The sequence below is a fragment of the Kineosporia sp. A_224 genome, assembly GCF_002198655.1.
Classification (GTDB): domain Bacteria; phylum Actinomycetota; class Actinomycetes; order Actinomycetales; family Kineosporiaceae; genus R-H-3.
The window spans coordinates 1-21,121 of record NZ_MWLN01000152.1 but is presented as its reverse complement, the minus strand read 5'-3'; the positions used below and the strand labels follow the sequence as shown (position 1 = coordinate 21,121).

The 21,121-nt window shown below is 73.2% G+C and carries 18 protein-coding genes and 1 pseudogene; 6 read left to right on the top strand and 13 right to left on the bottom strand.

The genetic code is table 11. The features are described 5' to 3' along the window. Nucleotides 1-52 precede the first annotated feature (52 nt). Together EDJALFJO_RS13475 and EDJALFJO_RS13470 are read left to right on the top strand one after the other, a co-directional pair. Nucleotides 53-601, top strand: a complete 549-nt coding sequence (locus tag EDJALFJO_RS13475; protein WP_143448562.1) for a MarR family winged helix-turn-helix transcriptional regulator — start codon at nucleotides 53-55, stop codon at nucleotides 599-601. Beyond that, nucleotides 602-2,488, top strand: a complete 1,887-nt coding sequence (locus EDJALFJO_RS13470) for an MDR family MFS transporter (protein ID WP_088286013.1) — start codon at nucleotides 602-604, stop codon at nucleotides 2,486-2,488. Between the two features lie 124 nt (nucleotides 2,489-2,612). Here EDJALFJO_RS13470 and EDJALFJO_RS36430 read toward each other — a convergent pair. Then, a pseudogene (locus EDJALFJO_RS36430) lies at nucleotides 2,613-2,741 on the bottom strand (TetR/AcrR family transcriptional regulator); the annotation flags it as partial. Nucleotide 2,742: 1 nt separating this feature from the next. After that, nucleotides 2,743-3,230: TetR/AcrR family transcriptional regulator C-terminal domain-containing protein (locus EDJALFJO_RS36425; RefSeq protein WP_369812531.1), on the bottom strand; the 488-nt coding region annotated here is incomplete at its 3' end. A 261-nt stretch (nucleotides 3,231-3,491) separates the two neighbouring features. Between EDJALFJO_RS36425 and EDJALFJO_RS13460 the strand changes: the two genes are divergently transcribed. Beyond that, complete coding sequence (locus tag EDJALFJO_RS13460; RefSeq protein WP_088286033.1) at nucleotides 3,492-4,460, top strand: NAD(P)-dependent alcohol dehydrogenase; 969 nt, start codon at nucleotides 3,492-3,494, stop codon at nucleotides 4,458-4,460. Nucleotides 4,461-4,508: 48 nt separating this feature from the next. Here the strand turns inward: EDJALFJO_RS13460 and EDJALFJO_RS13455 are convergent, their stop codons facing one another. From EDJALFJO_RS13455 to EDJALFJO_RS13425, 8 genes are all read right to left on the bottom strand, one after another. After that, a complete protein-coding gene (locus EDJALFJO_RS13455; protein WP_369812530.1) occupies nucleotides 4,509-5,723 on the bottom strand; it encodes a dipeptidase in 1,215 nt (404 codons plus the stop codon). 244 nt (nucleotides 5,724-5,967) lie between these two features. Then, nucleotides 5,968-7,590, bottom strand: a complete 1,623-nt coding sequence (locus EDJALFJO_RS13450; protein ID WP_233149854.1) for an alkaline phosphatase family protein — start codon at nucleotides 7,588-7,590, stop codon at nucleotides 5,968-5,970. Nucleotides 7,591-7,781: 191 nt separating this feature from the next. Beyond that, on the bottom strand, nucleotides 7,782-8,069 hold the full coding sequence (locus EDJALFJO_RS13445; RefSeq protein WP_233149853.1) for a hypothetical protein: 288 nt from the start codon (nucleotides 8,067-8,069) through the stop codon (nucleotides 7,782-7,784). A 141-nt stretch (nucleotides 8,070-8,210) separates the two neighbouring features. Continuing rightward, nucleotides 8,211-9,557, bottom strand: a complete 1,347-nt coding sequence (locus EDJALFJO_RS13440; protein ID WP_198950266.1) for a beta-galactosidase small subunit — start codon at nucleotides 9,555-9,557, stop codon at nucleotides 8,211-8,213. Nucleotides 9,558-9,714: 157 nt separating this feature from the next. Continuing rightward, on the bottom strand, nucleotides 9,715-9,891 hold the full coding sequence (locus EDJALFJO_RS34335) for a hypothetical protein (RefSeq protein WP_158220425.1): 177 nt from the start codon (nucleotides 9,889-9,891) through the stop codon (nucleotides 9,715-9,717). A gap of 275 nt (nucleotides 9,892-10,166) precedes the next feature. Continuing rightward, entirely contained in the window at nucleotides 10,167-10,700 is a 534-nt protein-coding gene (locus tag EDJALFJO_RS13435) for a DUF4262 domain-containing protein (RefSeq protein WP_158220424.1), read from the bottom strand. A 141-nt stretch (nucleotides 10,701-10,841) separates the two neighbouring features. Further along, entirely contained in the window at nucleotides 10,842-11,036 is a 195-nt protein-coding gene (locus EDJALFJO_RS13430) for a hypothetical protein (RefSeq protein ID WP_088286007.1), read from the bottom strand. 67 nt (nucleotides 11,037-11,103) lie between these two features. Next, complete coding sequence (locus EDJALFJO_RS13425) at nucleotides 11,104-12,678, bottom strand: methyl-accepting chemotaxis protein (protein WP_143448561.1); 1,575 nt, start codon at nucleotides 12,676-12,678, stop codon at nucleotides 11,104-11,106. A gap of 421 nt (nucleotides 12,679-13,099) precedes the next feature. Between EDJALFJO_RS13425 and EDJALFJO_RS13420 the strand changes: the two genes are divergently transcribed. After that, nucleotides 13,100-15,229 (top strand): DEAD/DEAH box helicase, encoded by a 2,130-nt coding sequence (locus tag EDJALFJO_RS13420; RefSeq protein ID WP_198950265.1) that lies wholly within the window; start codon nucleotides 13,100-13,102, stop codon nucleotides 15,227-15,229. 80 nt (nucleotides 15,230-15,309) lie between these two features. Here EDJALFJO_RS13420 and EDJALFJO_RS13415 read toward each other — a convergent pair whose 3' ends face one another. Next, nucleotides 15,310-15,723, bottom strand: a complete 414-nt coding sequence (locus EDJALFJO_RS13415) for a hypothetical protein (RefSeq protein ID WP_088286004.1) — start codon at nucleotides 15,721-15,723, stop codon at nucleotides 15,310-15,312. A 326-nt stretch (nucleotides 15,724-16,049) separates the two neighbouring features. Here EDJALFJO_RS13415 and EDJALFJO_RS13410 point away from each other — a divergent pair, with 326 nt between their 5' ends. Together EDJALFJO_RS13410 and nrfD are read left to right on the top strand one after the other, a co-directional pair. Continuing rightward, nucleotides 16,050-16,916: a 4Fe-4S dicluster domain-containing protein gene (locus EDJALFJO_RS13410; protein WP_158220423.1), complete on the top strand. Its 867-nt coding sequence runs from the start codon at nucleotides 16,050-16,052 to the stop codon at nucleotides 16,914-16,916. After that, on the top strand, nucleotides 16,913-18,889 hold the full coding sequence (nrfD, locus tag EDJALFJO_RS13405; protein ID WP_088286000.1) for an NrfD/PsrC family molybdoenzyme membrane anchor subunit: 1,977 nt from the start codon (nucleotides 16,913-16,915) through the stop codon (nucleotides 18,887-18,889). Before EDJALFJO_RS13410 ends, nrfD begins: the two co-directional genes overlap by 4 nt. On the opposite strand, the gene EDJALFJO_RS13400 is transcribed toward nrfD, so the two are convergent. Further along, nucleotides 18,852-20,408 carry an ATP-binding protein gene (locus EDJALFJO_RS13400; RefSeq protein ID WP_088285998.1) on the bottom strand — a complete coding sequence of 519 codons (1,557 nt, stop codon included), beginning with the start codon at nucleotides 20,406-20,408 and terminating at the stop codon, nucleotides 18,852-18,854. The genes nrfD and EDJALFJO_RS13400 overlap by 38 nt on opposite strands. After that, on the bottom strand, nucleotides 20,398-21,121 hold a 724-nt coding region (locus tag EDJALFJO_RS13395; protein WP_233149852.1), incomplete at its 5' end, for a response regulator transcription factor. The genes EDJALFJO_RS13395 and EDJALFJO_RS13400, both read right to left, overlap by 11 nt.

Here is a 21,121-nt window from a genome sequence, read left to right as displayed (position 1 = left end):
GATCGACTCTCTTGATTGGCGCATACAAGTAGTTGGGTGCTACAACTAACTGGTGTCCACCGAGCAGCATGCCGACGCGGTCAGCGCCCTCGCGCACGAGATGGTCCGGCACGTCCGGCTGCTCCACGTCGTGAAGACCAGCCTGTCCGCGGCCACCCCGAACGGCCTCGAGGGCGCCGAGATCGCCCTGCTCATGCAGCTCGTGAAGTGCGGCCCGCGCCGGCAGGGCGAGCTCGCCGAGCTCGCGATGCTCGACCCGTCCACCGTGAGCCGCTACGTCGGGCAGCTCGCCCGGCGCGGGCTCGTCGAGCGCCGGCCGGACCCGGCCGACGGCCGCGCCGTCCAGCTCGTCGCCACCGAGCGGGGCCACGACACGGCCCACGCGATGATCGACCGCCGCAACGCCGCTCTGCGCCAGGTCCTCGCCGGCTGGAGCGAGGCCGACCTGCGCGCGTTCACCGCGATGTTCACCCGGCTCAACGACGACGTCGACGCCGGCCGGGCCTCCTTCACGCCGGACGGCGCACCCGCCGGCGCCCCCTCCCACGACGCGCACGCCTCCGACACCGGACCGACCGGTGTCAGCCTCAAGGAGAACTGAATGTCCACCGCAGAAACCGCTCGGTCAGGAGTTACGGCAGCGGCTCCGCCCGAGGGCGGGATCACGCAGCTGACGCACCGCCAGATCATGGTGATCCTCGCCGGCCTGATGTCCGGCATGTTCCTCGCAGCCCTCGACCAGACCATCGTGTCGACGGCCATCCGGACGATCGCCGACGACCTCAACGGCCTGAGCCTGCAGGCGTGGGCGACGACCGCCTACCTCATCACGTCGACGATCGCGACGCCGCTCTACGGCAAGCTCTCCGACATCTACGGGCGGCGGCCGTTCTTCCTCGCGGCGATCGGCATCTTCATCGCCGGCTCCCTGCTCTCCGGCTTCGCCCAGTCGATGTACCAGCTCGCGATCTTCCGGGCGTTCCAGGGCATCGGCGCCGGCGGCCTGTTCTCGCTGGCGCTGGCGATCATCGGCGACATGGTGCCGCCGCGCGAGCGCGCCAAGTACCAGGGCTACTTCCTCGCGGTGTTCGGCACGTCGAGCGTCCTCGGCCCGGTCGTCGGCGGCTTCTTCGCCGGCCAGGCGACGATCCTCGGCATCACCGGCTGGCGCTGGGTCTTCCTCGTCAACGTCCCGGTCGGCATCGTCTCGCTGCTCCTCGTCGCGCGGACGCTGCACCTGCCGCACCAGCGCAACGACCACCGCATCGACTACCCGGGCGCCGTCGCGCTCATCGTCGGTGTCGTCCCGCTGCTCCTCGTCGCCGAGCAGGGCCGCGAATGGGGCTGGACGTCGGGCCGCTCGATCACCTGCTACGTGCTCGGCGCCGTCGGCATCATCGCGTTCATCGCGGCCGAGCGGGCGTACGGCAAGGAGGCGCTGCTGCCGCTGCACCTGTTCCGCGGCAAGACCTTCGGCGTCGGTTCGCTGCTCAACTTCATCGTCGGCATGGGGATGTTCGGCGGCCTCGCCGCGCTCCCGCTCTACATGCAGATCGTCAAGGGCAAGTCGCCGACCGAGGCGGGCCTGCTCCTCATCCCGCTCATGATCGGCATCATGTCCGGCTCGGTGATCTCGGGCCAGTTCATCGCCCGCACCGGCCGCTACAAGATCTTCCCGATCATGGGCATGACGCTCCTCGTCATCGGGCTCGGTCTCATGAGCCAGATCGACGCCGACACCTCCATCGCCGTCGTCGACACCTACGGGCTGATCTTCGGCCTCGGCCTCGGCTTCAACATGCAGACGCTCGTGCTCGCGATCCAGAACGCCGTCCCGCCGCAGGACATGGGCGTGGCGACGTCGTCCGCGACGTTCTTCCGGCAGATGGGCGGCACCCTCGGGACCGCGGTCTTCCTCTCGGTGCTCTTCAACTCGGTGCCGGACCGGATCACCACGGCCTTCCGGGAGATCGCCCCGACGGCCGACTTCCAGGCGGCGCTCAAGGACCCGGCCGTGCTCGCCGACCCGGCGAACAAGGTCGTCCTCGACCTGCTGAAGAACCCGGCCGCCGCCGCCAGCGGCGCCGGCGCGACGAACGACTCGTCGTTCATCAACGCCATGGACCCGCGCCTGGCCCGGCCGTTCGTCGTCGGGTTCGCCGACTCGATCTCGACGGTCTTCCTGCTCGCGACGATCGTGCTCGCCGTCGCCTTCGTCGTCGTGTGGTTCCTCCCCGAGGAGAAGCTGCGCACGCAGTCCGGCATCCAGGCCCGTCAGTCGCAGGAGGCCGCTGCCGCGGCCGCCATGGGCGACGGGGCCGCCGGGGACTCGCAGGCGGTGGAGAACGCCGAGATCGCCCGCGAGGCGAACGGCAGTGCCGACGGAAGCGCGAACGGCACTGCGAACGGCACTGCGAACGGCAGCGTCCGCACCGGCAAGGACGACGACCCGGGCGTCACGCCCGAGCCCGTCGGCGAGCGCGGCTGACCGCCCAGCATCTGTCCGGACGCACCACCGGCTCCACCGCAGCGGCCCGTCCCGTGCACCGCGCACAGGGCGGGCCGCTGCGCCGTCATGCCTGCAGGGGCCGCGCGACGGTCCGTGAGTGTTGCTAGGCGGTGGTTCTCAGGGGTTCGAGGGCGGCCAGGACGAGGTCGAGGCCGAAGGTGAACTCTTCTGCGGGGTCGTAGCCGGCGGCGAGGAGCGTGGCGGCGGACTCGTTGAGGTAGGGGAACTGGTCNGGGGGGAGCTGGGGCAGGAAGACGTCCTGGGTCATGCCGGCGAGGTCGTCGGCGGTGTCGAAGGGCAGGCTGGCTTCCTGCAGGGCGTGCCCGTAGACGTAGCTGTCGAGCAGCCAGTTGGCGTGGGTGGCCATCAGGACGGTGAAGCCGGCCCTGCGCAGGCAGGCGGTGACGGCTTCGCGGTGGCGCAGGTTCGCCGGCCCGGGCGAGGTCCGGGACTCCATCAGGGCGATGGCCCACGGGTGGGCGGCGAGCACCTGCCGGGCGGACACCGCCCGCAGGCGCATCGCCGACTGCCAGTCGGTGTCCGCGGGCGGCAGCTCGATCTCGGCGAACACGACGTCGACCATGGCGTCGAGCAGCTCGTCCTTGCTCGCCACGTAGTAGTACAGCGACATCGCGCCCGCACCGAGCACACCGGCCAGGCGGCGCATGCTCAGCCCGTCGACCCCTTCGCGGTCGGCCAGCCGGACCGCCTCGACCACCACCCGCTGCTTGCTCAGCCCCGCGTCCGACGCGACCTGGCGTCGTCCGCTCACAGACGTCGTTCCCTCACAGGCACAGGTCTCCTCGCTCCCTCGCACGGCTTGACAATCGTACGCCGTACGCCGATAGTACGGTGTACGACGTACGGTGTACGAAGCACTGAGAACCCACTTCCGACGTGAGGAGCCCCTGTGGGAACCGAACAGCGACCGACCGCCGGAGCGGGCCCGCTGCCGGCGGCGGGTCCGGCCGGGGCGGCGACGATGCGGGCCGCCGTCCAGCACCGCTACGGCCCGCCCTCGGTGCTCGAGCCGGCCGAGGTCGGGCGACCGCTGCCCGGTCGCGGCGATGTGCTCGTCGCGGTGGGCGCGGCAGCGGTCCATCCCGGCGACTACTTCGTCATGACCGGTGAGCCGTACATGGTGCGCCTGGCGTTCGGGCTCCGCCGGCCGCGCCACGGCATCCCCGGCAGGGACCTCGCCGGCGTGGTGGCCGCGGTCGGGAACGACGTCACCGCTCTGCGCCCCGGCGACGAGGTGTTCGGCTGGAGCACCACCGGCACGCTCGCGGAGTACGCCTGCGTCCCGGCGGACAACCTCGCACCCGTGCCCGCCGGCCTGTCGGTCGTGGCCGCGGCAGCGGTGCCCACGTCGGCCCTGACCGCGTTGCAGGCGGTGCGCGACATCGCGAACGTCCGACCGGGCCGGACGGTGCTGGTCACGGGCGCGTCGGGCGGCGTGGGCTCCTTCGCCGTCCAGATCGCCAAGGCGTTCGGCGCCGAGGTGACGGGGGTGTGCAGCACCCGCAACGTCGACCTGGTCCGGTCGCTCGGTGCCGACCACGTCGTCGACTACACGACGACCGACTTCACCCGCACCGGGAAGCGCTACGACGTCATCCTCGACAACGTGGAAGCCCGGCCCCTGGCGGCTGTCCGCCGGGCGCTGACGCCCACCGGCACCCTCATCCCCAACAGCGGACGCGGTGGCCGCTGGCTCGGCCCTCTCGGTCGGATCGTCAGAGCGCGCGTGCTGTCCGGGTTCACCCGGCAGCGGCTGAGGCCATTCCTGTCGGTCGAGAAGCGCCAGGACCTGCTCACCCTGGCCGACCTGCTCGCGACCGGGCAGGTCACACCGCTCGTCGACCGCACCTACCCCCTCGACGAAGCACCCGACGCCCTGGCCTACGTCGGGGCCGGCCACACCCGGGGGAAGGTCGTCGTCACCGTCTGACGACCGGACCGACCAAGGCTCCGGCGTCGTCCGTCCTGCAGTGGTCCGTCAGCCGGCGACCGGCCCGTCGAGGTCCGTGATCCGCACGAGCGACGGGCGGCGGCGGGTCTGCTCGTCGCGGGCCACCGCCTCGGCGTCCCGCAGCACCCGGAGCGCGTTGCGGCCGGCGAGCGCGCGCAGGTCCTCGTCGCTCCAGCCCCGCCGGGACAGCTCGGCGAACAGGTCCGGGTAGGTCGAGACGTCGCCGAGGCCGTCCGGCAGCTCACCGACCCCGTCGAAGTCGCCGCCGATCCCGACATGCGCGACCCCGGCGACCGCCCGCACGTGGTCGATGTGGTCGGCCACCTCGGACAGGGTCGCCCGCGGGACGGGGTGCTCGGCCCGCCACTGCCGCAGCCGCGACTCGACCGCCGTGAGGTCACCACCGGTGCGCGCGACGAGCTTCTTCCGCTCGGCGTCCTCGGCGAGGTAGACGTCCGCGGCGGGCTGGGAGACGAAGCCCGGCACGAACGTCACCATGCAGACGCCGCCGTTCGCGGCCAGCCGACCGAGGACGCCATCGGGCACGTTGCGCGGGTGGTCGCACAGCGCGCGGGCGCTGGAGTGGCTGAAGAGGACCGGCGCCCGGCTCGTCTCGAGCGCGGCGACCATCGTCGTCGGTGCGACGTGCGAGAGGTCGACGAGCATGCCGAGCCGGTTCATCTCCCGGACGACCTCGCGACCGAACGCCGTGAGCCCGCCGTGCACCGGCTCGTCCGTCGCCGAGTCGGCCCACGCCGTGTTGTGGTTGTGGGTCAGGGTCATGTACCGGGCACCGAGCGCGTAGAGCATCCGCAGCGCCCCGAGCGAGGAGCCGATCGACTGCCCGCCCTCGACGCCGGCGAGCGAGGCGACCCGGCCGAGCGAGCGCAGCCGGTCGACGTCCGCGCTGCCGAGCGCGAGCCCGAGCCGGTCCGGGTAGCGGCGCAGGAGGAGGTGGAACGCGTCGAGCTGCTCGAGGGTCGCGGTGACGGCGGTGTCCCCGGGCAGGTCGGACGGGACGTAGACCGACCAGAACTGGGCACCGACACCGCCCTCGCGCAGCCGCGGCAGGTCGGTGTGGAGGCCACGGACCCGGGCGGCGACGTCCATCCGCGTGAGGTCGTAGCCGACCCGCTCACGCAGCTGCCAGAGCAGGTCGTTGTGGCCGTCGACGAGCGGCGCACCCTCGAGCAGGGTGCGCATCGAGTCCGCGAGCGGGTCGGGGACGGCCGCGCGCGGCATCTCGCCCGCGGCGTCGGGCGCACCGGGCGCGCCGGGCGCACCGGCGGCACCGGGCGGAAGGACCGCGCCGGGTCCTTCGGTCTGGCTCATCGTCCTACTCCCGCGTGGTCGTTCCGCAGGGGGTGGATCGCCCTGCGGAACGCTCACGGTAGCCCGACGGGGCGTGACCGGGCCGTGACGGCGGAACGTGTCACGCGCCGGTCGGCAACTGTCATCCGCGTGCGCGGGCCGGCGCCGGCCGGTCTCAGCCGTCGCCCAGCCGCACCGCCCGGCGCAGGTCGGCGACCTTCGCATCCCGTTCGGCGACCGGCGCGAGGCCGAGGCCGCGCTCGACCGTCGCAAGGATCGAGGTCGTGTCGTACACGGTGTGGTCGACGCCGCTGCGGTCGAACCCGGCGCTGACGAGCAGCGCGGGGATCCGGGTGCCCGGGCCGAACGCGTCGCTCACGCCGCGGGTCCGGCTGCCCTGCCCCGGCGGCGGGACGTGGTCCCACTGGCCGCCGAACTCGTCGTACGTGACGACGACCAGGGTGTGCTCCGCCTGCGGACCGGTCGTCACGGCCTTCAGCAGGTCGACGAGGTGGTCGCTGCCGTCCGGCTCGCTCGCGTAGCCCGGGTGCTCGTTCTCGGCCCCGAACGGCTTGACGAAGCTCACCGTCGGGAGGGTCCCGTTCCTCGCCGCCGTCAGGAACTCGGTCTCGTCCCGCAGGTGCGAGCGGTACTTGCCGCCGACGGCGAAGTTCGTGAAGTAGTTGAGCGGCTGGTGGTGGAACTGGAACAGGAAGCCGGGGGTGCCCGCAGCGGCCTTGTCCCAGCCGCCGGAGTACCAGTTCCAGTCGTGGCCGGCGTCCGAGAGCCGGTCGCCGATGTTCGGGTAGACCGTGTCGTCGATGAGCGGCAGCTTCGCCCCGCCGCCGGACGGCACGGACGACGGCTGCATCGTGTTCACGGCGTAGTCGCCGCACGCGACGGCCGGGTTCGTCGTCGCGAGCCCGCAGGCCTGCGTGAGCTGCCGGTCGGCGACGGTGCCGGTCGGCGTGTAGAGCGGGTACGTCGCGTTCGGGAAGCCGTTGGCGTCGACCACGGAGTGCAGCCCGGCGTCCGCCCCGCCCGGGCCGGCGCTGGTGTCGACGGGTGCCCGGGCAGCGACGAGGTACTGGTGGTTGAGGAACGAGCCGCCGAACGCCGCCTGGAAGAAGTGGTCCGCGACGACGTAGTGCGGGGCGCCCCGGCCGTGCAGGTACCGGTAGACCGGCAGCTGCTTCGTGTCGTAGGTGCCCATCGTCAGGCCGACGGCGTCGCTGCCCGTGACGTACCGGTCCTGCCGCCCGCCGTCCAGCTGGTACTGCTCCTGGTAGAAGCGGTGGACGAGGTCCCGGGTGCAGCCGCCGGGCAGGCCCTGGCCCTTCGGGACGCCGTTCGCCGGGCCGAACGCGTCCTGCGGCGGGCAGGTGGTGTCGGCCGGGCCGATGTGGTCGTCGATGGTGAAGGGCGCGTTCCGGAAGGCGCTCGTGATGCCGTTCGTGGCGTCGCTGCACGAGGCCGCGAGCGGGGGCGAGGTGAGGTTGACGTCGTTCTGCTTCAGGCAGCCGTAGCGGGTGCCGTCCTGGGCGACCTGCGCCGTCCGGGCGCGGGGCGCCGTCGCCAGGCCCTCGACCCGGTCGCCGCCGACCCGGCCCCACGAGCCGTAGAGGTTGTCGAAGCTGTGGTTCTCCTCGTAGATGACGACGAGATGGGTGAAGTCCCCGACGACCTTCGGGCCGTCGTGGCCGCGGGAGCCCTCGGCCGCGGCGCTGGTCGCCGGCACGACGGCCGCGAGCGTGACGGCGGCGGTGGACAGTGTCACGAGCAGACGACGTCGTCGCACGCGGACCTCCCGAGTCGGCGGATACCCCAGCAGAACGGTCAACCGGGACACACCGTACAAGTTGTTGGGCGCGAACGAAACGCCTGAGACGCGGCGGGACGACGAACGGCAGGCGGCTCCGGGCGGAGCAGCCTGCCGTTCGCGTGGTTCGGGTCGATCAGTGGTTCGGGTCGATCAGTGGCTCGGGTCGATCACGGGGTGCGGGCACCCTCGGCGGCGAGCATGTGGCTGTCGTCGCGGACCGTCGCGCCGCGGCCGACGAGGGCCGGGACGAGCTCGCGGCCGTGGTGACCGCAGAAGACGAGCTCGAGACCGCTGCCGAGGCGGGCGCGCACGTAGGCCTGCGCGGAGCAGTCCTTGGCGTCGCACCGGTCGAACACGGTCAGCGGGTCGAGCTCGCGGGCGGGGCTCGAGGTCTCCGTCAGGTCGTCGACGAGGGTCGTGTCGAGCTGGGCGTCGGGGCTCGGAACGGTGTTCATGTCTCCTTCAACGACCGAAGGGCCGGGATCGGTCCCCGGAGCGGCAGGCGACTCAGGTCACACGGCACGCGGGGCCGTCCTCTGGTGGGTCAAGCACCCCAAAACGCGAGTTTGGGGTGCTTGACCCACCAGAGGACGGGCTCACGGGGTGGTCAGGGCGTACGACCAGCGGTAGGTGCCGGGACGCAGCAGGTACGCCGGGAGGGTGTCCGGGCCGCAGGACGCCGTCCCGATGCCGCGGTGGGCGGCGTCGAGATGGACGACCGTCTCCGCGCACGGCACGAGGTCGTTGTGATGCGTCGCGGCGGCGAGGTCGTGGGCACGGTGGTGGGTCACGCTCACCTGGCGCGGGGTGTCGAGGTGGACGGCGAGCGCCCGGGTGCCGGCGTAGCCCGCCCCGCCGTCCGGACCGCCGCCCGGGCCGCCGTCCGAGAGCGTGAGCCAGCGGACCCCGTTGCGGCCGCCGCTCTCCTGCGGGCGGACGTACGGCGTGAACCAGCCGTCGACGTCCATCCCGAAGCCGCCGATCTCCCCGGCCGCGCGGCGGTCGGGGTAGGTCTCCCAGGGGCCGGCGCCGAACCAGTCGACCCACGCCAGGCCGGGCACCGTCTCGAGCACCGTGCCGACCCGCGGCAGGTCGTCGAGCGCGGCGGGCACCTCGGCGGTCTCGGTGACGAGCAGGCCGCCCGCGGTGCCGGGGAGCGGCGCGATCTCCTGCGTGTGCCGGACGACGGCCCCGGACGCCGTGACGACGTCCGCGACGACCCGGACCGCGCCGGCGTCGAGCCGGTCGACCGCGACGACGTGCCGGGTGAGCCGGTCCAGGCCCTTCTCCTCCCAGCGCGCCGCGAACCCGCCGATCCGGTCGTTGTCCGTCGGGGCGCGCCACAGCGCGAGCCGGGGCGCGGACGCGAGCAGCGGGTGGACGAGCAGGGCGTCGTCGTCGAGCACGACACCGGCCGGGCCGGCGGCCGGCGCACCGGCGGGCTGCGACGCCGCCCCGGCGGTCGCGGCCCGGGCGGCCAGCGGGCGGGCCTCGGCGCGGACGAGGACGTGCCCGTGGCAGACCGGCGTCCCGGCCGGGCCCCACGCCTCGTCGACGGCGGTGACGACGCGGAGCACGAGCCAGGCCTCGCCGTCACCGTGCCCGCCGACCTGCTCGCCGACCTGCCGTCCGGCCCCGGCGGCGACGGCGCAGCCGGCGGCCGTCAGCGCGACCGAGCGCTCCGACGGCGGACGGCGCAGCACGGCCACCGCGGCGGCCGCACCGAGCCAGAGCGACAGGGCGGCGTCGACCGAGGCGACGGCGGCGACGACGACCCCGTTGCCCGTGCCGAGCAGCACCGCGACCGCTGCCGTCGCGTGCGCGACGGCGAGGCCGCCGAGCAGCCACGGCACGGCCGGGACCTCGTCCCGGGACGGCGCGGCCGGCTCCGGGAGGGGGGCGCTGACGATCGGGGCCGGGTCAGCCGGCTGCACGACGCTCACGGACGTTCTCTCGGCCCGCCGGGGCGGGCGCTTGAGAGCAGCCGGTCGACGTCTGCGCGCCGGCCCGTCCCGGTCGGCGGCAGGACGATGCGTCGACAGGACATGGACCAGACTCCTCATGACGCCGAAGTGCCGGACGACAGGAGCAGCACGCCGGTCACATCTTCATGTCGACCATGCGGCCGAGGTTCTTGTTGGCCTGGGAGACGGGGGACGGCGGGGGAAGCTCGGGCATGCGGGGCATGGGCGAGTTCTGGACCTGGGACTTCAGCTGCTGCAGAGTCTGCGTGAAGATCGCAAGGGCTCCGCCGCCAGAGACACCGCTGACGGCCATGGCGCACCTCCTTGGAAGGTTGGACACCACTTCTTCGGCGCGCAGCGCTGCGGCGATCAGTGTCTCCCCCGGCATTCACCGCCGTGGTCGACCTGCCACCCGTCCGGCGCAGCCCGCTCCCCCGGCGCCCACGCACGAGGAGGAAGCGGCCGGGCCGTCGGACGGCGCGAGCGGCGTCCTGAGCGGCGGACCGGGTGTCGGCCGACCGCGTGAGCCGGTCGACGGAGGGTGACGCAGGGCGGGGTCCCGGGCGCTCCGGAGGCCCCCTGCCGGGCCTACTCGGGGCCGAAGGAGTACATACCGGCGGCCGGGACGTGGGCCGCGGGCTCGGTCCGTCGCGGTCCGCGACCGTTCGGAGGCACGAAGAGCACCGGCTCGAGGTGCGCGGCCGAGAAGCCGTCCTCCCAGGGCAGCCGCCCCTCGGCGTCCGAGACGACGAGCTGGCGCACCCGGGCGACCGGGCCGTAGAGGCGCAGGACGGCGTCCAGGTGGTCCTGGAGCCAGGTCACGTCCCAGAGCTGGGCGCGTGGGTCGCCGTGGACGAGGTCCGGGACCGGCTCGCCGTCCGCGAACTCGTCGCCGTTGAGCAGCCGCCACGCGAGGTCGTCGAGGACGAGCGTGCCGGTCTTCATCCGCAGACCGTAGACGACGACCTCGGGCAGACCACGCTCGGTGAGGCCGGCGAGGTACTGGAACGCCGGCGACGCCCCGTCCTGGCGGGCGGGCACGTGCTGGACGACCCACTCGTTGCGCGCGATCTCGGCGCGCCAGGCGCGCTCCTGGGCCTGCTCAGGGCTGAGCGTCTGCACCTCGACCTCAGGCTGACGCGTGGTAACTGAGCGACCACGGATCGTGTCTAAGAAGCCCACGAGGCACAGTGTTGCGCCACGGGAGGCTCCGTGCAGGCGAATCGGGTCGTTCGTTCGGAGGACGAAACATGACAGGCCCGGTCAGCCCCGCATCGCCCCCGCCCAGCGCCAGTCCCCGCCCGGGCCGAGGTACTCGACGCGGTGGATCTCGTCGTCGGGCAGGTCCGGGCCGTCGGCCACGTCACCGTGCGCCCAGGCGAGCGCCGTCGCGTGGTCGCCGAACTCGTGGTCGGCGATCTCGTCGCCCATCGGGTCGAGGAACCGGTAGCGGGTCACCGGTCCAGGAGTACGCCCTGACGGGCCGTGCGGCGATCTCAGTTCGAGACGCCCCGGGCCGGGTGCGTCAGTAGGTGAAGGTCGTCACCAGGGTGTGGACCTGGGCGGCGAGCGTGGCGAGGTCGGTCGCCGACTCGCGGGCCGCCGTCGCCCCCTGGCTCGTCTGGTCGGCGGTGCCGGCGATGGCCGCCATCGACTCGTTGACCTGGCCGGCGCCGCCGGTGACCTCGCTGACGGTGCGGGCGATCTCCTGGGTGACGGCCGACTGCTCCTCGACGGCGGCGGCGATCGTCGTCTGCTTCTCGTGGATCGTGCCGATGATGCTGCCGATCTGCTCGATGGCCTCGGTGGCACGCACCGTCGTCGCCTGGATCGACGCGATCTTCGCGGTGACGTCGTCGGTGGCCCGGGCCGTCTGGTTCGCGAGGTCCTTGACCTCGGCGGCGACGACCGCGAAGCCCTTGCCGGCGTCGCCGGCGCGGGCGGCCTCGATGGTCGCGTTGAGCGCCAGCAGGTTGGTCTGCTCCGCGATCGAGGTGATCGTCCGGACGATCTCGCCGATCTCCGTCCCCGCCGCGTCGAGCTCGGCGACCGACGCGGACGTGGCCTGGGCGGCGTCCACCCCCTCGCCCGCCACCGCCGTCGCGGACGACGCCTGGTGGGCGATCTCCGAGATCGATGCCGAGAGCTGCTCGGTGGCGGCGGACATCGTCGCGATCGACCCGGTCATCTCGCCGGTCGCCGCGGTCACGACGGCCGCGCCCTGGGAGGTCTCCGCGGCGTTCGTGCCGAGCTGGGTCGACACGGCGCTGAGCTCCTCGGACGCCGCCGACAGGGTCGTCGAGGAGTCCGCGAGGGCCGTGACGACCTCCCGCACCGAGGTGACGGCACCGGCCAGCGCGTGCGCCATGTCGGCGATCTCGTCGGAGCCCCGGGTGTCGATCTCGACCGTGAGGTCCTTGGCCGCGACCCGGCGCAGCGCCGCGACCATCCGCCGGACCGGCCCGGTGATCGACCGGGTGATCGCGACGGCCACCCCGGACAGCAGCACGAGCCCGACCAGGGACACGACCGCCACGAGGGTCTGCACCCGGCGGCCGGTCCGCTCCGTCGCCGCGGTCTCGGTGGCCGCCAGGGTCCCGAGGTCCGCGATGAGCGCCGCGTTCGCGGTCTCGAGGTCGTCGGTGTCCCGGTTGAGGGTGTCGACGAGCTCCGTCGCCCGCCGGCTCGACGGGTCCGTCGACAGCAGCTCGGGCATGGCCTTCTCGGTCGCCCCGACATAGGCGTCCACGCGGGTCCTCAGGCCGTCGAGCTGCTCGCTGGTGCGGGCCGGCAGCTCGAGGGCGTCCAGGGCGGACCAGGTCTGCGCCAGGTCCTCCCGGAGGTGCCGGACCCGGGCCTGCGCGTCCGCGCGGTGCTCGTCGTCCGTGGCGAGCAGCGCAGCGCGCTGGACTCCCGCCAGCTCCGACAGGTCCCGCTCAACGGCGGTCGTCTCGGCGCGCGCCTGCGCCAGCGCCGCGGACTCCGCGGTCTGGGACCGCATCGACCCGACCAGGGAGAAGGCCGTGCCGCCGAGCACGACGGCGGTGAGGACCCCGACCCCGGCCAGCACTCCCAGCTTCCTGCCCACAGTGACGCGCATGCCCGCTCCGGTCGTCGTGGCCCCCAGGTCTGGAGGCCGTGCCGCGAGAACGTCACCACGTCCTCATCGAGCGGTATCGGACGCCTGCCGGGGCAGGTCGAGAGCGCGTCACCCGTCCGGCCCAGCGGTGCCGGACGGCAGGGAACGCGGCCCGCGGAGGGGTTCGTCAGGGATCAGGGGCGGATTGCTGACACAATCAGGGGGCGGTGGTCGTACGACGAGCACCCGCGCCTGCCGATCGTCGGCACTGCCGGCCCGGAGTCCCCCTGCGGGACGCCTGCCGAGCCCGCGTCATCCGGGCTCCGCTCGCGTGCCCGGCGTCCGGGCACTCCCGTCGCGCGGCGCGTCCTCGTCGTCCGGGTCGCGAGGTCGTGCAACAGGCCGGGCTCCGCGCCCGGCGTCTCGGAGGAGAGGAAGTCCTGTGGCTGACGCAGGCCGGCGCCGGACGGGCGCCCGTCGTCCCGTCCAGCGGGCGCAGCGACCCGCCCGGCGGCCGGGCGACGTCCCCTCGGTGCTCGCCCAGACCGTGCGCGAGGTCGAGTCCGCCGTCCGCAAGGGGCGCGCCACGCCGAGCGTGCGGACGACGTTCCAGGCGGTGACGCTCATGCTGCGGGAGGAACGCGCCCGGGTGCAGGCGGACACCGCCCTCGGCGAGAGCCGTCGCGGCGAGCAGCTCAAGCGCCTGGACGGCATCGCGGAGATCCTCGTGCGGATCGCCGTGCGCGACTCAGGGCTCATGGCACTGCTCGCCGACGACGCCGCCGTGTCGGACGGCGCCCGCTCGCTCAAGCGCGACCTGCTCCTTGCCGCCGGGGTCGAGACGGCGACCGAGGAGGAGCCGCCGCCGCCGCGCCAGGCCGCTCCGGCCGCCGAGCGCCGGGTCGTGCCGCAGTCGGTGACCTCCCGCCAGCTGTCCAACCCGTTCCTCGCGCCGGACCTGTCCGCGCCCCGGCCGGTGCAGGCCAAGGCCCGCAGGCTCGCCAACTGGGAGCTCATCGGGCCGCTGCTCAGCTCGTTCGAGCGCGCCGGCGCGAACGCCCCGGCCTGCATGGCACTACCGGCACCGACGGCCCGCTTCACCCCGCTCGGGCAGCAGCTCATGCCGCACCAGGGCTCGGTCGTCGCGGCGGCCGCCGCCGGGCACCGGACCTTCCTGCTCGCCGACGAGCCCGGGCTCGGCAAGACGGCGCAGGCCCTCATCGCCGCCGAGGCCGCCGACGCCTACCCGCTGCTCGTCGTCGTCCCGAACGTCGTCAAGACCAACTGGGCCCGCGAGGCCGCGCGCTGGGTGCGGCACCGCCCGTCGACGGTGGTGCAGGGCGACGGCGACACGGTGGACGGCTTCGCCGACATCGTCATCGTCAACTACGAGGTGCTCGACCGGCACCTCGGCTGGCTCGGGGACCTCGGGTTCCGCGGCATGGTCGTCGACGAGGCGCACTTCATCAAGAACAAGACCTCGCAGCGCTCGAAGAACGTGCTCGCGCTGTCGGAGCGGGTGCGGACGCGCACCGTGCGGCCGCTGCTCATGGCGCTCACCGGGACGCCGCTCATCAACGACATCGAGGACTTCCGGGCGATCTGGCAGTTCCTCGGGTGGATCGACGACAGCAAGCCGATCGGCGAGCTCATGGCCGCGCTCGAGGAGACCGGCCTGACACCCGCCGACCCCGGCTTCCACGCCGCCGCCCGGCAGTGCGTCATCGACCTGGGCATCGTGCGGCACCGCAAGGTCGACGTCGCGGCCGACATCCCGGCCCGCCGGATCGCCGACCTCCACGTCGAGCTGGACGGCGCCGCCGGCCGCTCGATCCGCGCGGCGGAGCGCGACCTCGCCGACCGGATGGTGCGCCAGTACCGGACGGCGCTCGAGGCGCGCCCGACGACCAGCTCCGCGGACGGCGTCGACCTCGACCTCGCGCACCGGATCGCCCGCGCCGAGCTCAAGCAGGCGAAGGCCGCGAAGACCGGCGACAACGTGTTCACGATGATGCGGCGGATCGGCCTCGCGAAGGCCGACCTCGCCGCGGACTACGCGGCGCAGCTGGCCCGCAGCGCCGGCAAGGTCGTCTTCTTCGCCAAGCACATCGACGTCATGGACGCCGCCGAGGAGACCTTCACGCGGCAGGGCGTGCGCTTCTCCTCGATCCGCGGCGACCAGACGCCCACCGTGCGGCAGAAGAACATCGACGCGTTCGTCAAGGACCCGGACGTCGCCGTCGCGGTCTGCTCCCTCACGGCGGCCGGCGTCGGGCTCAACCTGCAGGTCGCCTCGAACGTCGTGCTCGCGGAGCTCTCCTGGACCGACGCCGAGCAGACCCAGGCCATCGACCGCAGCCACCGGATCGGGCAGACCGAGCCGGTGACCGCGTGGCGGATCATCGCGGCGCAGACGCTGGACACCCGGATCGCGGAGCTCATCGGGACCAAGGCCGGGCTCGCGGCACGCGCGCTCGACGGGTCGGACGAGGAGGTGTCGGCCGTGACCGACGTCCAGCTGGAGGCCCTCGTCGCACTGCTCGTGGACGCACTGGGGACGCCGGCAGGCTAGGCAGCGCGAAGGCCCCGGGGCACCGTCGGGGCCCCGGGGCCGTGCCGTCCGGCCGGCGCCGGACGGAGACCTTTCCCGGACTAGCCCGGGAACTTCGCGAGGTACGCGGTGGTCGCGGTGGCGACCGCCCTGGCCCCCTCCTGCGCCTTCGCGGCGTCACCCGACTCCAGGAGGGTGAAGGCGCCCTCGTAGGCGTCGTAGGTCTCCTTGCTGTTGGCCTGCACCGTGCCCTCGATCGGCTGCCACAGCGGCTCGATGCCCTCCGAGAGGGTCTTGCCCTGCGCCGCGGACGCCTCGCCGATCTTCGTGGCGAGCTCGGAGATGGCCTTCATGCCGGTGGCCACCGCCGCGGCGTCGGTGCGCAGGTCCTCGGCCTTGGTCGACGTCGCGGCCGCGGGTGCCGCCGACGACGTCGAGCTGCCGCCACCGCACGCCGCGAGGGCGACGACGGCGAGTGCTGCTGCAAGTCCGGCCCGTACCGCTGAGTTCCTCATTGCGCTCCTTCGTCCGGTCGGCCGGCATCGCCGGCTGACTGATGGCGGTCTCGGTGACCGGCCACGCTCCCGGCGCAAGCCCGGAACCTGATGGGGCCCGGGACCGTGAGCCGATCCGATGCCTCAGCCTCACCCGCCGGCCGGTCCCCCGGCATCGGCGCATGCCGCAGGCACGGGTAGGTGAAAGCACCTACCCGCGCCCACGGGTTGCGCCGATGCGGCGCCGCCGTGCCCGCCGCGAGACTGACAGCCGTAGGACCAAACCCTTTCCTGGGCAACGGCGATCGCTCGCGTCGCGCCAGGACGTGCGTCACCGGAGGTGGACGATGACCGGACCGTCGGGCAGCGGAGAGCATGGTGACCTCGTCGACCTCAGGCTCTCGCCGGAGGCCGAGGAGCTGGACATGTCCCGCCGCCGGTTGCTGCGCGGCCTCGGTCTGGCCGGTGTCGCGGCGGCCGCCGGCCCCCTCGGCCTCGTCGCCTACCGGGACGAGGTGCAGGCCGCCGAGGTGGGTGCCGCGAGCGGCGCCGAGCACCAGTGGTGCCGGGTCGTGGACCTGAGGGCCTGCAAGGGCGAGCGCAAGTGCGTGGCCGCGTGCCAGGACCGGCACGGGCTCTCCCCCGACCAGACCTGGATGCGCACCCTGTCGTGGCGCGACGAGGGCGGCGGCGAGCACTTCATGCCGGTCATGTGCCAGATGTGCCAGGACCCGCCCTGCCTCAAGGTCTGCCCGGTCAGCGCGACGCTCAAGACCGACCAGGGCCTCGTGCTCGTCGACCAGGACCAGTGCATCGGCTCGCGGGCGTGCATGGCCGCCTGCCCGTACGAGGCCCGTTACTTCAACTGGAGCGAGCCCGCCCCGGCGCACCGGATGCCGGCCCCCTCGCCGAACACCCCCGAGTTCCCCGGCAACAAGGTGGGGACCGTGGGCAAGTGCGTCCTCTGCGCCGACCGGATGCCCTACACGAAGCAGCTGCCGTCCTGCGTCGAGGCCTGCCCGCGCGGGGCCCACTTCATCGGGGACCTCGTCACGGACGTCGCCGTCAACGGCAAGTCGACGGTGCGCCTGTCGACGTTCCTCCGGGAGGGCAACGCGGTGCGGTTCAAGGAAGAGCTCGGCACCAACCCCCGGTGCTACTACATCCCCGGCAACGGCCAGCCGGTCGGCGGCCCCTCGGTAGGTGTGCTGTGAGCGCGGCCGTAGCCCCGGCACCGCTGCAGGCCGAGCAGCCGGACGTCGTCGAGGCCGTCATGCGGCCGTTCCGGCGGCCGAGCAACCGCTTCCGGCTCGCCGTCGTGGTCCTGTCCCTCGTGGTGCTCCTCGGCGTCGCCGCCTGGGTCTACCAGCTGAGCCAGGGCATGGCCGTGGCCGGGTACACCGACAGGTCGTTCTGGGCCATCTACATCGCCGACGTCGTGTCGTTCATCGGGGTCTCCTACGGAGGCGCCGTCGTGTCGGCCATCCTCATGCTCGCCGGTGCCTCGTGGCGGGCGCCGCTCGTGCGGCTGGCCGAGGGAGTGGCGCTCGTCTCGGTCGTCGTCGGTGCGGCGTTCATCATCCCGCACCTGGGCCGGCCGGACCGGCTGCTCGGCATGGTGACCCACGCGAACGTCGCGTCCCCCGTGTTCTGGGACATGGTCGCCATCCTCACCTACACCGTCGCGACGGTCGTCTTCTTCGTGCTCCCGCTCGTGCCCGACACCGCGGCCCTCCTCGAGTCGCACCCGGACGAGCTCGGGCGCCTGCGCCGCTCCCTGTACCGGTTCGTCTCCCGCGGGTGGACCGGGACGGCGCACCAGCGCCGCGTGCTGCACTCCGCGATGACCGTCGTCGCGATCGTCATCATCCCGCTGGCCGTCTCCGTGCACTCCGTGCTGGCCTGGGCCTTCGCGCTCGTCAGCCGGCCCGGCTGGCACGAGAGCATCTGGGCGCCCTACTTCGTCATCGCGGCGCTGTACTCCGGTGTCGCCCTCGTCATCCTCGTCGTCGCCGGGTTCCGGCGCGGGTACCGGCTGCAGGCCTTCATCACCGAGCAGCACTTCGTGCGGCTCGCCTACCTCATGCTCGTGCTCGGCGCGGTGTACGTGTACCTGACCTTCGCCGACCTGCTCCCCAGCGCCTACGTCGGTGAGGCAGGCCCGAGCCAGATCGTCGACGGGATGCTCGAGGGCCCTGTCGCCGTCTCGTTCTGGCTCTTCGTCGTCGTCGGCACGGTGCTGCCGATCGTCCTCGTCGCGCTGCCGTGGACGAGGAACATCCCCGGCATCACGGTGGCCGCCCTCCTCGTCCTCGTCGCGATGTGGACCAAGCGGGTGACCATGGTCGTCGAGACATCCGCCTACGACCGCCTCACCAACTCCTTCGGGCACCTCTTCGGCTTCACCTGGGTCTCGGTCTCGGTGACGCTCGGGGGTGTCGCCGCGGTCGCGCTGCTGCTCATGCTGCTGTTCCGGCTGGTGCCGGTGCTCGCCGTCACGGAGATCCAGGAGCTGGACGACGAAGCCCCGGCCACCGGGCGCGCCGCACCCGAACGCACTGCACCCGAACGCACCGCACCCGAACGCACCGCACCCGAACGCACCGGCGGCCGGGCAGCCGGCCGGGCCGGAGCCGTGCTCCTCGTCGTGCTCGCCGTCGGCGCGGCCGGTTCGGCCAAGGCCGAGCCCGCCTACGCCGCGACGAAGGTGCCGACCGTCGCCGTGACGGCGACGGAGGACGGCCCGACCAACACCGTGTCGGCAACCGTCACCCTGGACGGGCGACCGGTCAAGGGCGCGCTGGTGAACTTCGCCGAGAGCACGACGATGTTCGCCCCGGGCGACAACATGGTGCCGCTCGGCTCCGTCGAGACCGACGCCGCCGGGACCGCACAGGTCGTCTACGTGGCCGCCGTCGCCGGACCGCGGACCGTCACGGCGACGTACTTCCCCACGGCCCTCGGCGACCCGGTGGTGGCCTCGACGACCCTGGACGTCACCGACGCCACGAGCCCGTACCGGCCGCCGGCACCGCACCTCCTGGCCGCAGCGGGACGGGTCCTGGCGTCCGCGCTCTTCGCGACGGTGCTCGTCGTCCTCCTCATCCTGGCCGCCCAGGTCGTGCGCGTCCGTCGGGCGTCAGCAGCCGTCACGGACCGGCCGGTGCGAGAGGCACCTCGAGCCTGAGCTCGGTCCCGCGGCCCTCCTCGCTCCGGACGGTCAGCGTGCCCCGGAGCAGCTTGGTCCGCTCGTCCATGCCGCGCAGACCGAGCCCCGGGTCCGGCCGGTCGCCGGCGAGACCGGCCCGCCCCCCGGGCATCCCGCACCCGTCGTCGGACACCGACACCTCGAGGACGTCGCCGGTGTACGTCAGGCAGACCCGGGCCCGGTCGGCCCCGGCGTGCCGCTCCACGTTGTGCAGGGCCTCCTGGACGATCCGGAAGATGAGCAGCTCGTCCTTGCTGCTCAGCCGGTGCGCGGCACCCGCCGTCTCGAGGTCGACGTCCAGGCCCGTGCGGGACCGCAGGTCACCGACGAGCCAGTCGACGGCCTGGAGCAGCCCGAGGTCGTCGAGCAGGGAGGGCCTCAGGTCGTGGCAGTAGCGGCGCACGTCGACGATGACGTCCCCGAGCACCGCCCGGGCGTCCAGCAGCCGGCTGTGCGTCAGGGCGGGACCCCCGGGGACGTCGGCGGACTCGATCGTCGACTTGGCGACGACCAGGGACTGGAGGATGTCGTCGTGCAGCTCGCGGGACAGCCGCTTGCGCTCCTCCTCCTGGGCCTCGGTGGCGAGCGCGATGTAGGTCTCGAGGTTGCTCTTGACCGCCCGCAGGGACGCGAGCGCCGCGCGGTTCTGCCGGTGGGTGGCGATGTTGTTCAGGGCGACGCTCAGCTGGTTGGCGACCGCCGAGTGCACCTGGTGGTCGTCCGCCGACAGGGCTCCTGACAGCTGCGTCAGGCCGATGGCCCCGAGGACGTGCTCCTCGGACCGCAGCGCCGCGACCACGGTGCGCGCCCCGGCCGTCGACGGGGCATCGGTGTGCAGCCCGCCGTCGAGGCACGCCGCGCTCGTGAGCCGCTCCTGGACGGCGTCCAGCCCCGCCGGCACCTCGCCCCCGGCCGCGTCGAGGTACGTCCGCCCCGAGAAGTCCGTGCTGCCCGTCAGCCGGACCCAGACGACCTGCCGCCGGCAGGGGTCGAGCTCCGCGCGCAGGGTCCCGCGCAGGACGTGGTCCACGTCGAGGGAGCCGGCGACGGCCGAGGCGGTGGCGTTGAGCCGGGACAGCTGCCGGTTCGACTCCTCGGTGGCCCGCGCCGCCGCCCGCTCACGGTCGACCCGCACCGCGACGATGACGGCGATCGCCAGGAGGATCGCGAACTGGGTGAGGATGCCGACCCGCGTCGTCGAGTCGTGCTGGCTGATCTCCGGCAGGGAGAGCACGAGGGCCCACAGGGCGGTCGGGACGGCGCCGCGCAGCCCGAAGCCGAGCGCCGCGTACACCACGGGGATGAGGAACACCGACACGGACAGCAGGTACAGCACCGAGTGCCCGACGAGGATCCCGGCGTCCTCGAGGACGGCGTGCCCGACGTCGATCGCCAGGACCAGCGCCTGGACGACCCAGAACCGGGGGTCCCGCACCGGCACCCCGAGCCGGCGCAGCCAGGCGGGGGCGGCGGAGGCGGGCGCCGGGTCAGTCGTCATCGGACAGCTGGATCCACTGGTGGCGCACCGCGTAGGTCACGGCCTCGGTGCGGGAGGAGACCCCGAGCTTGTCGAAGATGCTGCGCATGTGCGCCTCGACGGTCCGCGTGCTGAGGAACAGGGCGCTGCCGATCGCCTTGTTCGACGCCCCGTGGGCCGCGAGCCGCAGCACCTGGAGCTCGCGGTCGCTCAGACGCGGCGCGTCCGGCTGGGGGTGCGCCACGAGCGACAGCACGGTCCGTGCGACCTCCGGGGACAACGCCGTCTCCCCGCGGGCCACGCGCATCACCGAGTCGCGCAGCTCGGGCGCCTCGACGGTCTTCAGCAGGTAGCCGCTCGCCCCCGCCGTGATCGCGGCGTGCACGTACTGGTCGTCGTCGTAGACAGACAGGATGATCACGGCGACCTCCGGGTGCTCCCCGTGGATGAGCCGCGTCGCCTCGATCCCGTTCACGTCGGGCATGGCGATGTCCATGAGCACGACATCGGGCTGCAGGGCCGTCACCAGCCTGCCGGCCTGGGCACCGTCGCTCGCCTCACCGATGACGACGATCGAGTCGTCGCCCGACTCGAGACGCTCGCGGATACCGTCGCGGAAGAGGGGATGGTCGTCGACGACGAGGACGCGGACCGGGGTTGTGGTCGGGTCTGGCGGCTTCACGGCACTCACCCCCTGGTCGGGGGCGACTGTACTCGGGGGTGGGTCAAGGGCG

Bases quoted from the DNA above. Each gene is read 5' to 3' on its own strand.
- EDJALFJO_RS13460 (WP_088286033.1), top strand. From the start codon at position 3,492: ATGCGGGCCGCCGTCCAGCACCGCTACGGCCCGCCCTCGGTGCTCGAG.
- EDJALFJO_RS13410 (WP_158220423.1), top strand. From the start codon at position 16,050: ATGACCGGACCGTCGGGCAGCGGAGAGCATGGTGACCTCGTCGACCTC.
- EDJALFJO_RS13445 (WP_233149853.1), bottom strand. From the start codon at position 8,069: ATGAACACCGTTCCGAGCCCCGACGCCCAGCTCGACACGACCCTCGTC.
- EDJALFJO_RS13400 (WP_088285998.1), bottom strand. From the start codon at position 20,408: ATGACGACTGACCCGGCGCCCGCCTCCGCCGCCCCCGCCTGGCTGCGC.
- EDJALFJO_RS13455 (WP_369812530.1), bottom strand. From the start codon at position 5,723: ATGCCGCGCGCGGCCGTCCCCGACCCGCTCGCGGACTCGATGCGCACC.
- EDJALFJO_RS13470 (WP_088286013.1), top strand. From the start codon at position 602: ATGTCCACCGCAGAAACCGCTCGGTCAGGAGTTACGGCAGCGGCTCCG.
- EDJALFJO_RS13415 (WP_088286004.1), bottom strand. From the start codon at position 15,723: ATGAGGAACTCAGCGGTACGGGCCGGACTTGCAGCAGCACTCGCCGTC.
- EDJALFJO_RS13425 (WP_143448561.1), bottom strand. From the start codon at position 12,678: ATGCGCGTCACTGTGGGCAGGAAGCTGGGAGTGCTGGCCGGGGTCGGG.
- EDJALFJO_RS34335 (WP_158220425.1), bottom strand. From the start codon at position 9,891: ATGGCCGTCAGCGGTGTCTCTGGCGGCGGAGCCCTTGCGATCTTCACG.